Origin of the sequence: Protofrankia sp. Cj5 (genome assembly GCF_917627405.1) — a bacterium.
Classification (GTDB): Bacteria; Actinomycetota; Actinomycetes; order Frankiales; family Frankiaceae; genus Protofrankia.
Genome location: NZ_CAKJTO010000066.1, coordinates 17,628 through 29,324, shown reverse-complemented (window position 1 = coordinate 29,324; position 11,697 = coordinate 17,628). Strand labels below are relative to the sequence as shown.

The following is an 11,697-nucleotide window of genomic DNA, read 5'->3' as shown; positions in this document are numbered from 1 at the left end:
TGTGCTGGCCCGGCGCCGGACGATCCTCGGGGAGGACCATCCGCTGACTGTCGGGGTCCGAGATGCGTTGGCGGGTCTTGATTCGTAACGGCCGAGTTGTCGCCTTGTGGATTTGTCGGTGAATCCTGGGGTGGCCGGAGGCGGTTTCACGGCTGGCAAGCTGCGCGGGTCGTGGCTGCCCGGGGAGCGAAGCGGCCCCATGCTGTCTCCCGGCTGTCCGCTGGCGTGCCCCTGCTCGTTTTTCGTCTGCCGCAGACGTATCCGCTGATGGTCTTCGTTGGTCGCCGCGGCCCGCCTATCCCGAAACGCGTCCCGGTAGTCAGTGGGCCTGACCGTGGAACAGGACCAACATCACGAATTCATGCCGTTCGGTACGGCGTGGATTCGCTCATCCGGGGCGGTCGGTCTGACCGGAATGCCCACGGGTTCCGGTATGCCTGGCGTACTTGCCATTCCTGGTCTGGGTTGTGCGCGGCGGCGGGTCAGCGACGCGCCGGCGAGCATGGCCGCCCACGGCCACGCGCAGCCGTCGCGCCGCGCCGCGCTCTTGATCCTAAAACGGCTAATTCGGCAGCCTGCACGTATATCGCCGGACTTGCCACTCCTGCGAGCATGTACGGCGGACCCCATCGAAGAGCCACGGTTATCTGACGTGTGTCAGGCCGCGCTACTCGCGAGGGCGGTGCGGTCGATACGGCTGAGGAGCGCGCGGGCGTTGGCGTCGTGCTGGTAAGGAACGAGTCGTTGCCGTAGATCGGTCATGGCCGTGACATAGCGGGCGGAGATGGGGACTCCGGCGGCAATGTCGATGGCCTGATGGCCGGCGGTGACGGCACCTTCAAGGTCGTTTTGTTGGGTGAAGCTGACCGCGACAACGGTTTGGCTGAGCGCGCCGCGCCGGCCGCGGTTCTGCTTGCGGGCGGCCTCGACGGACTGACCGGCGTACCGGCGGGCTTCGGCGGGGTCACCGATGTCACGGAGGCTGTTCGCGATCTCGCCGGTGATGTAGGGCTCGTCGATGAACTTGGCCCATTCGGGTTCGTTCGCCGGGTTGAGGAGGTCGAAGGTCTTCTCGGCCTGCGCGATGGTGGCGGCGGTGTCGGTGGAACGGCCCAGGCCCGACAGCGCGCGTGCTTCCAACACGTACAGGTCGGTGAGGGCGGCGGGGGCGCGTAGTCCGCGGAGGCCGTGCCGTCCGGCGCGGGCGAGACGGAGTCCTTCGCCGGGGTGCCCGAGCTGGGTTGCCTGATCGGAGAGACCGGCGAGAACGTGGGCGCCGAGCATCCGGTTTCCCGATGCCTCCGCCAGCCGCAGGGACTGAATGAGATAGCGCTGCGCGATGCCGTGTTGGCCGCAGTCGAACGCCATCCAACCGGCGAGGTAGGTCTGTTCGGCGGCGACTTCGAAGAGGGCCTGGCGGACGGGCTCGGGGTGGGATTCCTGCAAGAGGGGGAGGACGTGTTCGGTGAGGTACTGGGCGACGGCGCGTCGGGCGATGTCGCCGCCGCCTTGGATGACGTCCATTTCCTGGAACACGCCGAACATGGTGCGGATGGAGTGGATCGCGTCCATGTCCGCGCGGGCGGTGCGTCCGGAGTCGGCGGCATCCAGGCTGGCCAGGAGCCAATCCCGGCTCGGTCCGGCGAGTGCGCCGAGTACGAAGGATGAACGAAGGAGCACGTCCCGTCGGCGCACGTCGGCCCTCCCGAGCTCTGCGACCCTGCTCAGGGTACGTCGCAGGGAGGGTTCGTACACGAGTCCTTGAGCGGTTGCTTCCGGGTCGGTGACGGGCTGCTGGGCGGTTACCGACCGGCTGTCGACTACCGGCGCCACCACTTCTGGATGGGTGTGCGATGGGCGTGTAGTGGGTTCCCATGGGCGAGGTGCCAGGCCGAGCAGCCGGCCGGGGACGCGGAGTCCGTCCGCGATCCGTTCGATTAGTTCCAGGGAGGCCACCCGGTCCCGACCGTGCACGATCTTGCTGACGCGGCTTTGGTCGAGTCCCTCGACCGCGGAGGCGATGCGGTCCTGACTGGCGGCGTCGTACTTCTTCATCAGGCGGAAGGCGGTGCCGAAGTCGCGGGCGGCGAGAGCGGCGCGCATGTCCTCGCGGGCAAGGAGCCGTGCGGACACCGTGTACGGGCCGTGCGAAAAAGCCGACATGTTTGATCAACCTTCCGGCCGGGAGAGGGGGACACGTCTCGTGGCAGGACTGGCGCCGACAGTACATGGATTACGCCCGACAGGTAGGGAAAGTTCACCTATTGAGCGGGCGTGTTGCCGTCGCTGACGGATTGCCGGCTGAGGCCAGGGGACGTTCACATGGGAACGTCCCCTTCCGTTGGCTCGTGTTGTGCCGTGAGGCTGTGCCACAGCTGGCCCTGCCCCGTGTTGGGCGTTTGTCTCCGCGGGGCCGGGTCGGCGTCTAACACAGCCGATGGGACGGGACGGTGGGGCCGGTGACGGCAACCGGGGAAAACACAACAGGCGACGGAAATACGGGCGGACGGATGCCTGTCCTCTACGGCGTGGTGCGTTTCGAGCCGGGCGGGGAACGACAGGTCCGCGACACGACGATCACGTTTGATTCGCCGGCGTCGGCGGAGTTGTTCGCGGTGGAAAGCGGTTGGCACGACTATCAGGTGACGCCGCTGTTCTTCTTCGTCGACACCGTCCCGGCACCGGCGGCGGCGGCGGGGCGGATGTTGCTGGGTGCGGCGCTGGCACGGTCGATGCGTCGGGCCGGCGGCCGATGACCGGCGGTGGGGAGTACGCGGTCACGATCCATCCGGCGGATCGGCCGGTGGACGTGGCGCGGGCCTGGGCGGCGTTGCCAGCTGGGGTGGGGTTCGCGGAGGCATTCGGTGATGTTGACGTGACGCTCGTGTTTCGGCCGGTCGGTGAGCTGGTGTCGCCATGGGAGCCGGGTGAGAGTACGTCTGTAGCAGGCTGAACGACGGTTGTGTGGCTGCGACCGCGACAAAGGCCAAGGGGTCAGGATTCCGGCGGGCGGCAATGCCTGTTGCCGGCGTGCTGGCCCCTTACCTGTGGGCGCTCTGAGTCGTGACGAGGTTCTCGACGGCGGCCAGGCGGCGGCTCATGTCCGCAAGCTGCTGTTCGATGCGGCCGATACCGTGGATCGACCCCAATCTTGGCCAACAGGCCTTCGGAGAGTTCGCGGCGCACTGGATGGAAACCGGAACGCTTCGGCCTGGCGTTCGGCAACTTTATGACCGCCAAGTACGCCTTCGGATTATCCCGACGTTCCGCGATGTCTCCGTCGCGGACATAACAACCAGGCTCGTCCGCGAATGGTACTCGGGCCTGATGAAGGAAGCGGCCGAGCGGAAACGAGGCGCCGTCTCGGTCGACACGTCGTACCGCCTACTTCGCGGCATCCTGACTACCGCCGTGGACGACGGACCCATCCATCGCAACCCGTGCCGTATCAAGGGCGCGGGCGCCGTACGCGAAACCAAACGGCCCGAGATCACCGTCGATCAGCTCTGGTCGCTCTCGGATACCGTGCCTGAACGGTACCGGGCGCTCGTCTGGCTGGCTTCGGCAACGGCGATGCGCTCCGGAGAGCTGGCCGCACCGCGGCGGAAGGACGTCGACCTACGCCGACGCGAGATCAGGATCGACCCGAAGGAAGGGCAGTACATCGAGCCAGGCGGCGGCGAGGAACCCTACTTCGGCCCGCCCAAGACGGACGCTGGCGCCCGGACGATCCCCATCCCGGAAACGATCCTCGGCATCGTCGTCCTCCACATGCACGACCACGCGTAGAAGGAAGACCGTGGCCTCGTCTTCACGACCAAGGACGGCAACCCGGTAAGCCGGCACAACCGCTCCTGGTGGCGTCGAGCGTGCCGCATCGTCGGTGTGGCCGAGAACACCCACCTTCACGACTGCCGGCACGCCGGCCTGACCCTTGCCGCACAGTCCGGCGCCACCCTGCGCGAGCTGATGGCGCTCGGCGGACACTCGACCCCGCGCGCCGCACTGATCTACCAGCGTGCCACCCGCGAACGGGCATCCGAAGTCGCACGGGGCATGTCGGCTCGCCTGGCAAAGGGCGACCCCCGGCCGCGCCGGCCCTGATGGCACATCCGCCGCTACTGGCACGCGAATGGCACAAACGGGCCTCAGCCATAGAAACGTGGAGGTTCCAGGGGGCTCGGCCCCCTGGGCTGGCATGGCGAAACGAGCAGGTCAGACCCTGTCTGACACAGTCCACCCAGAGTGGAGCGGGCGACGGGAATCGAACCCGCGTTGCAAGCTTGGGAAGCTCGTGTTCTGCCGCTGAACTACGCCCGCGTGGTACGTACAGCATCCTACAGGCCGGCACGAGCGCGGCGCGGGATGGTCCCGACGGCCCGTCCGCATCGCCGTGCTCATGTCGCTTCGCTCCGGGCCGGTCGCATCCGGGCCGGTCGCATCCGGGCAGCGTCGCCGTTCCCGCGACCGCTGGTGACAACACGCAATGAACCACCGCACCGACGACCCGACGCAAGATAGCTAGATCATAGAACTACTCTCCGGAGTCAACGCGCCAGCCGAGTGCAACCCCGGGGAGGAACACGTGCAATTGCGCAAAACGGTCGTCTCGCTGGCGACCGCGGTTTTGGTCATCGGCGGCACCACATCAGCCACCGCCAGCGACAGCGCTGTCACCAACGCGCCGACGATATCGATCACCGCGCTGGACGCCTGCTCAGCGGCCGACCTGGACAACGATCGCCGGCTCGGCCCGGCAGCACTGCCGCTGTTCGGCGCGGTAGGCGCAGAGCTCTTCTTCTATGACAGGACCGGCGGTCAGCCGCGGCAGCAGTTCCTGGACACCTGGTGGAACCCGGCCGCCCGCTCGGGCAACGGCGACTGGATCTTTCCACCGCAGAACGGATACATGATCAACGCGGATGGCACTCCCATCCGGACGGTGACGTCACTGGCTCCCGGGCAGGAAATCGACCGGTTCGGCGGGACAGGCGGCGGATTCCTCGCGCCGAAGGGGCTCCGCTACGCCGACCGGTCGATCCCGCCAAGCAACCTGGACTCCTCAACGGATCCGGCTGGCTGCAACTACCACGTCTACCGGGTGCTGAAGACCTTCTCGGTCTACACCGGAACGGTTCGTCCATGGTTCGATCAGCCCGGTAACGGCCAGCAGTACCAGTTGGACGGCTCCCTCGTCCCCGGTGCCCCGGCCGACGGCGATCTGCACGTCCAATGGCTGCTCGACCATCAATATCTGGAGGATGAGGCGCACCCGAAGAAGCTGTAGATCAACCGAGCCAGCTCCCGCGGCGACCGGAGCGACCGCCCGCGACGACCGGAGCGACCGGTAACGTACTCGGACGTGTTGCTGTCTGACGGGGATATCCAAGCTGAGATCGCCGCGGGACGGGTATGCCTGGACCCGTACGATCCGGCTCTCGTCCAGCCGAGCAGTGTCGACCTTCGGCTCGACCGGTGGTTCCGGGTGTTCCAGAACCACCGGTACAGCCACATCGACCCCGCCGTCGAGCAGGAGGATCTCACCGACCTCATCGCCCCGGACGACGACGACCCGTTCGTCCTGCATCCCGGCGAGTTCGTACTCGGTTCGACACTGGAGATCATTTCCCTGCCTGACGATCTTGCCGGCCGGCTGGAAGGCAAGTCCAGCCTGGGACGCCTGGGCCTGCTCACCCATTCCACCGCTGGTTTCATCGATCCCGGCTTCTCCGGCCATGTCACCCTTGAGCTGTCAAACGTCGCGACCTTGCCCATCAAGCTCTGGCCAGGGATGAAGATCGGCCAGCTCTGCCTCTTCCGGCTCTCCTCCCCCGCCACGCATCCCTATGGCTCGGCCATTTACGGTTCCCGCTACCAGGGACAACGCGGCCCGACTCCATCCCGCGCATACCGTGACTTCACCCGTGCGGCAGTGCCATCAGACAACCATGGCCCGACACCGCCGCGATCATAAAACGGTCAACGGAACAACCGGTCAACGGCTCGGGTCGGCCCGGAAGAGCTTCGGCTCCCGCCCGGGTGGCTGGGACGGCTGGGGGCTGGCCGGGGTGGCGGGCACGTCACGGCGCACCGGGCCATCCATCGACACTTCGACAGCTTCGCCGCAGTGAAGAATCATGATCGGTTCGCCACGCAGCAGCACGTAGCTCGCGGTGGAGTCGGTGACCTCAACCCGCAGCCGTCGTCCACGCGTGCACAGGGTGAACGCAAGCCTACTGATCCCTTCCGCCAGGCGAGGCGCGAACGACAGTACGCCCGACATGTGAGCTTCCGGGTTGACAGCGCCCGAGTTGACAGCCCCCGGGTAGTCGCGCAACCCGCCGAACCCCTCAACCAGCGCTATCCAGCTGCCGGCCAGCGAGGCCATGTGCAGGCCGTCGAGAGCTCGGCCGCGCAGGTCACGGAGGTCGATCAGCGCCGCTTCGCGCAGATAGTCGTGGGCGAGACCGAGATGACCGACCTCGGCCGCCAGCACTGCCTGCGCTGACGAGGACAACGACGAGTCGCGAACGGTGAGGGCTTCGTAGTAAGCGAAGTTGCGGGCCTTCTGCTCCTCCGTGAACGCCTCCCCGCGGCGCTGCATCGCCAGTACCAGATCAGCCTGCTTCACCACCTGCTTGCGGTACAAATCGAAATAGGGGAAGTGCAGGAGAAGCGGGTACTGGTCAGGACGTGTGTGCTCGAAGTCCCACACCTGGTGACGGGTGAATCCCGCCGACTGCGGATGCACCCCGAGTTTTTCATCGTAGGGGATGCACATGTCCCCGGCCGCGTCCCGCCAGGACGCGGCCTCCTCCGCGTTCACGCCGAGTTCGTGCGCCCGCTCGGGATGCCGCCGAACCGCGTTCGCCGCCTCCACCAGGTTCTGTTGCGCCATCACGTTGGTGTAGACATTGTTGTCGGCGACCGCGCTGTACTCGTCCGGCCCGGTGACTCCATCGATGTTGAAGGCACCGTCCAGATCATGATGGCCGAGTGACCGCCAGAGCCGGGCCGTTTCGACCAGCAGCTCCAGGCCGATGTGCCGTTCGAAATCGCTGTCTCCAGTGACCCGGACATGGCGGATCACCGCGTCCGCTATATCCGCATTGATGTGAAATGCCGCGGTGCCGGCCGGCCAGTACCCAGAACATTCCTCGCCGTGAATCGTCCGCCACGGGAACGCCGCCCCGGACAGGCCGAGCAGGCGAGCGCGCTCCCGGGCCATGGGCAGGGTGGCGTGCCGCCAGCGCAGTGCGTCCGCCGCCGCGTCCGGGGCTGTATAGGTGAGCACGGGAAGCACGTAGCTCTCGGAATCCCAGAACGTGTGGCCGTCGTAGCCGGGACCGGTGAGCCCCTTCGCCGGGATCGGCCTGCGCTCGGCCCGCGCGCTCGAGGACAGGACATGGAACAGGGCGAAACGGACGGCCTGCTGTACCTCGGCATCACCGTCGACCTCGACGTCCGCGCGGGCCCAGAAATCGTCAAGATAGGCCCGCTGCTCGGCGAGCAGCCCCTCCCAGCCAGTCTGGCGGGCGGCGGTCAGCGCGGCCGCGGCCTGGTCGCGCAGCGCTGGCAGGGAGCGCTGCTCCGACCATCCATAGGCAATGAACTTGACGAACCGCAGCTTCTGACCAGGAGCAAGCAGCGCGGTGATGGTCACGCGACAGGAGTCGGCGTCGCTCTCGGCGGTCACCCCCGTGGCCGACCGCCGGTCAATCGCATGATCCATAGCAGCGGCGACCCGGATAGCGCTGTACCGCGTCCGGTGCACCAGCTCGGCGTGCGAACCATGGCTGCCGTTCCACTCCGCCACCAACGGCGCCTCCAGCGCCACGGCGGCCCGCGGGTCCGCGGACTGTGCCGGCAGCTGCTCGTTGGCGACCAGCTCGGACTGCACAACCAGCCGGGCCGAGGCATCCAGCGGCTCGACCTCGTAGCAGATCGCCGCCATAGCCCGCTGGACAAAGGAGACCAACCGCACCGACGACATGCGGATCGCCTGGCCCGCCGGTGACACCCATTCGGCCGTGCGGCTCAGCACACCGCGGCGGAAATCCAGGATCCGCTCGTGCGCTCGCAGCTCCCCGTAGCGGATGTCGAAGGGCTCGTCATCCACCAGCAGACGGATCAGCTTCCCGTTGGTAACATTGATCATCGTCTGGCCGGACTCCGGGTAGCCATAACCGGCCTCCGCGTAAGGCAGCGGCCGCAGCTCGTGGACGGAGTTGAGGTAGGTGCCGGGCAGCGCGTGCGGCTCTCCCTCGTCCAGGTTCGCCCGGAGGCCGACGTGCCCGTTGGCCAGGGCGAACAGCGATTCCGCCCTGGCCAGCTGGTTCGGGTCGAGACCGGACTCACGCAGCTGCCACGGCTCGACCGGGAACGACATGTCGCCGATCACACGTCGCTCCCGCCGCCGGGCCTGCTCTGTCCGCCGGGCTCGGCCGACGGCTGGCGATGCTCGCTGTCAACGTCCCCGCCAACGCCGTCCCCGCCAACGCCTGCTCCCCTGCCGGCGTCCAACAGATCGGCAAGGTCCGCGACAACGACATCGGCGCCGTGCGCGCGCAGCGCGTCGGCATGCCCGGTCCGATCGATGCCGACGACATACCCGAAACCTCCGGCACGCCCCGCCTCGACCCCGGCGATCGCGTCCTCGAACACCGCGGCGCGTGACGGCGCCACACCGAGCGCGCGGGCGCCCGCCAGGAAAGTGTCAGGCGCCGGTTTACCGGCCAGCTGTTCGCGTTCGGCCACAATACCGTCGATTCGGACCACCACCAGGGAGTCGAGACCGGCGGCGGTGAGTATCGCCGCGCAGTTCGTGCTCGACGATACGACCGCGCGCGCGGCACCCACTGCCACCAACGCCCGCAGGTAGCGTACAGAACCAGGATAAGCGGCGACCCCATCATCATGAATCATGGCTGTTACGAGTTCGTTCTTGCGTTTGCCCAGGCCATAGACTGTGTCAGCGGATGACGGATCTTCCGGGCCGCCCTCAGGCAGCTCGATGTGGCGGGCAGCGAGAAAGGACCGGATGCCGTCCGCCCGGGGCTTGCCGTCGACATAGGAGGGATAGTCGTCACCGACGCTGAACGGGACACATGGGCCACGGTCGCGTTCCGACCGGCGGCGGAGGAAGGTGTCGAACATCTCCTTCCACGCAGCCGCGTGGACAGTCGCGGTCTGGGTCAGCACACCGTCCAGGTCGAAGAGGTACGCCCTGATGCGTTCGGGTAGTCCGAACATCTGTTCAGTCCTCTCGAAGGCTTGGAGGCGCTGGAAGTTCGCCCAGGGCCTGCCCGCGCCTCTCGATACACATACCCCGGCCCGGCTCATTGATCCATCCCCCTGTTGCCGGGTGCTTTTATGCGGTGTTCTCTCATACCCGGGACGCTCCTGCCTGACCGCGCGGCGGGCGGGGTAAGGTCCCGCGGGCAGACCCAAACGGGCCAGGCAGGTAGCAGACACACACCCAGCCCGTGGCCGCCGACAGCGCGATAATGACCTTTCGTGCCGCTGGTGGCCGTGAGAGATGAAGAAACTGGCCAACAGCGACGCGATAATCACCTTTTGTGCCGCTCGCGGCCGTGGGACATGACGAGGGAGCCGTGGGGCATGACGAGGGGAAGGAGGCGTCGTCCGTGACGACCATCAGCCGCGGCAGCCATCCCGCGGGGACCACCGAAACCAGCCGGCTCGGCGGCGATGCCCACGGAGACCACGTGATATCACGGCCGGCACGACCTCTGTTGCCGGCCTGGAACCACCCGTGGATACCGACCGCGGCCGCCGCCCTGGTGTTCATCGCCGGACTGATCGATATCGTGTCCGGGGTCACCCCCGAGTGGCGCGACCGGCTGGATGTGATCCGCCAGATCCTGCCCGGAGCGGCATCGCGCCAGGCCGCCGCGTTCACGGTGGTAGTCGGCCTCCTTCTGCTCCTGCTCGCCCGTGGTCTGCGCCGACGCAAGCGCCGCGCCTGGCTCGGTGTGGTGACATTGCTCGGCACGAGCATCGTCCTGCATGTGGTCAAGGGCCTCGACTTCGAAGAGGCGGTCGCGTCCGCGGCGCTGCTCATCGGGCTCGTACTGGCCCGCGGCGACTTCCGGGCCAAGGGTGATCCGACAACCCGCTGGCGGGCGCTGTGGGTCGGGCTGACCCTCGCCGCAGCCTCGATCATGGTCGGGCTGGTCCTGCTGCGCATGGGCGCTGGCCGCCTGCTCGGTCCGCATCCGCTGACCGCCCAGCTCGCGCATGTCGTCGAGGGGCTGATCGGCATCCACGGACCGCTTCGGTTCAGCTCCGAGCGGGTCTCCGACCTCGTCACCCGGATCCTGCTCACAATGGGCCTGCTCACCATCATCACCGTCGTGTACCTGGCGCTGCGCCCACCGGAACCGCGCCCGCGCCTGTCCGCCGATGATATTGAACGGATGCGCGCGCTGCTCACGCGGCACGGGGATGCCGACTCACTCGGTTACTTCGCCCTGCGCGGCGACAAGACCGTCGTCTGGTCGCCGACGGGCAAGGCCTGCGTCGCCTACCGGGTGGTGTCCGGGGTGATGCTCGCCAGCGGCGATCCGCTCGGTGACAACGAGGCATGGCCGGGCGCGATCCGGGAGTTCCTACGGATCGCCGCCGAACATGCTTGGATACCAGCGGTCATCGGATGCTCCGAAACCGGCGGAAAAGCGTGGGAACGAGTTGGCCTGACGGCGCTGGAGTTCGGCGACGAAGCAATCATCGACGTGCGGACCTTCACCCTTGAAGGCCGCGACATGCGTAACGTCCGGCAAGCTGTCGGCCGGGTCGAGCGGGCCGGCTACACCTACCGCGCCGTCCGGATGAGCGATCTGCCCCCCGAGGAGGGCAAACGGTTGAGGGAGCAGGCCGAAGCCTGGCGGGGGGCGGAAACCGAACGCGGTTTCTCCATGGCCCTCGGCCGGATCGGCGAGCCCAGCGACGACAGCTGCGTCGTGGTGATGGCCTTCGACCGCGATGGGCTCGGCAACGGCGGCAGCCCGGGTGACGGCGGCAGCCCGGGTGACGGCGGCAGCCCGGGTGACGGCGGCCCAGCCGGCAGCGGCGACTCAGGCAGCGGCGACTCAGCCGGCGCTGGTTCGGGTGGCGCGCGGAACGTGGCCGGTCCGGAGAGCGCTGGAAATAATCCGCGGCTGCGGGCACTGCTGCACTTCGTCCCCTGGGGACACCGGGGCCTGTCACTGGACCTGATGGTGCGCGACCGTGCCGCGGACAACGGGCTGAACGACTTCCTGATCGTCTCAGCGGTCCGGGCCGCGGGCGGGCTGAACGTGGACCGCCTGTCCCTGAACTTCGCCTTCTTCCGGTCCGCGTTGGAGCGCGGGCAGCGGCTCGGTGCCGGGCCGGTGACCCGCCGTTTCCGCGGGCTGCTGGTCTTCCTCTCCCGCTGGTTCCAGATCGACAGCCTCTACCGGTTCAACGCGAAGTTCCAACCGCAATGGTCGCCGCGCTACATCTGCTTTCCAGCCAACCGCGATCTTCCACGTATCGCTCTGGCCATGCTCGAAGCCGAGGCCTTCCTGGTCTGGCCGCGACTCACGACCTTCCCGGCCACGCGCCGCCTGGCGCGGTTGGCCCATCGCCGCCCATCCTGCTGAGCGACGAGGCCCGAACGCGGAAAAGCCCGGAACGATGTGCATGGGGTGCTGT

At 67.6% G+C, this 11,697-nt stretch carries 9 protein-coding genes, 1 tRNA gene and 1 pseudogene; 7 read left to right on the top strand and 4 right to left on the bottom strand.

Annotation, left to right across the window (positions count from 1 at the left end; genetic code table 11):
• Positions 1-657: 657 nt before the first annotated feature.
• The gene (locus tag MJ777_RS15050; RefSeq protein ID WP_239312674.1) at positions 658-2,163 is read right to left on the bottom strand and encodes a hypothetical protein; all 1,506 of its coding nucleotides are present in this window, start codon (positions 2,161-2,163) and stop codon (positions 658-660) included.
• A 347-nt stretch (positions 2,164-2,510) separates the two neighbouring features.
• Between MJ777_RS15050 and MJ777_RS15045 the strand changes: the two genes are divergently transcribed.
• The 4 genes and pseudogenes from MJ777_RS15045 to MJ777_RS15030 form a co-directional block, all read left to right on the top strand.
• Entirely contained in the window at positions 2,511-2,756 is a 246-nt protein-coding gene (locus tag MJ777_RS15045) for a hypothetical protein (RefSeq protein ID WP_239376923.1), read from the top strand.
• Entirely contained in the window at positions 2,753-2,953 is a 201-nt protein-coding gene (locus tag MJ777_RS15040) for a hypothetical protein (protein ID WP_239376922.1), read from the top strand. Before MJ777_RS15045 ends, MJ777_RS15040 begins: the two co-directional genes overlap by 4 nt.
• Before the next feature lie 167 nt (positions 2,954-3,120).
• The gene (gene xerC / locus MJ777_RS15035; protein WP_239376921.1) at positions 3,121-3,789 is read left to right on the top strand and encodes a tyrosine recombinase XerC; all 669 of its coding nucleotides are present in this window, start codon (positions 3,121-3,123) and stop codon (positions 3,787-3,789) included.
• Positions 3,790-3,804: 15 nt separating this feature from the next.
• Positions 3,805-4,104 (top strand): annotated as a pseudogene (locus tag MJ777_RS15030) (tyrosine-type recombinase/integrase); the annotation flags it as partial.
• A 142-nt stretch (positions 4,105-4,246) separates the two neighbouring features.
• Here MJ777_RS15030 and MJ777_RS15025 read toward each other — a convergent pair.
• A tRNA-Gly gene (locus MJ777_RS15025) sits at positions 4,247-4,320 on the bottom strand.
• Between the two features lie 265 nt (positions 4,321-4,585).
• Between MJ777_RS15025 and MJ777_RS15020 the strand changes: the two genes are divergently transcribed.
• Both MJ777_RS15020 and dcd read left to right on the top strand, forming a co-directional pair.
• Positions 4,586-5,287, top strand: a complete 702-nt coding sequence (locus tag MJ777_RS15020; protein WP_239312666.1) for a TNT domain-containing protein — start codon at positions 4,586-4,588, stop codon at positions 5,285-5,287.
• Between the two features lie 75 nt (positions 5,288-5,362).
• Positions 5,363-5,974: a dCTP deaminase gene (dcd, locus tag MJ777_RS15015; RefSeq protein WP_239312664.1), complete on the top strand. Its 612-nt coding sequence runs from the start codon at positions 5,363-5,365 to the stop codon at positions 5,972-5,974.
• A 21-nt stretch (positions 5,975-5,995) separates the two neighbouring features.
• Here the strand turns inward: dcd and MJ777_RS15010 are convergent, their stop codons facing one another.
• Together MJ777_RS15010 and MJ777_RS15005 are read right to left on the bottom strand one after the other, a co-directional pair.
• Positions 5,996-8,401, bottom strand: a complete 2,406-nt coding sequence (locus MJ777_RS15010; RefSeq protein ID WP_239376920.1) for a glycoside hydrolase family 65 protein — start codon at positions 8,399-8,401, stop codon at positions 5,996-5,998.
• On the bottom strand, positions 8,398-9,252 hold the full coding sequence (locus MJ777_RS15005; RefSeq protein WP_239376919.1) for an HAD family phosphatase: 855 nt from the start codon (positions 9,250-9,252) through the stop codon (positions 8,398-8,400). Before MJ777_RS15005 ends, MJ777_RS15010 begins: the two co-directional genes overlap by 4 nt.
• Positions 9,253-9,779: 527 nt before the next feature.
• Here MJ777_RS15005 and MJ777_RS15000 point away from each other — a divergent pair.
• On the top strand, positions 9,780-11,645 hold the full coding sequence (locus tag MJ777_RS15000; protein ID WP_239376925.1) for a phosphatidylglycerol lysyltransferase domain-containing protein: 1,866 nt from the start codon (positions 9,780-9,782) through the stop codon (positions 11,643-11,645).
• Positions 11,646-11,697: the final 52 nt, after the last annotated feature.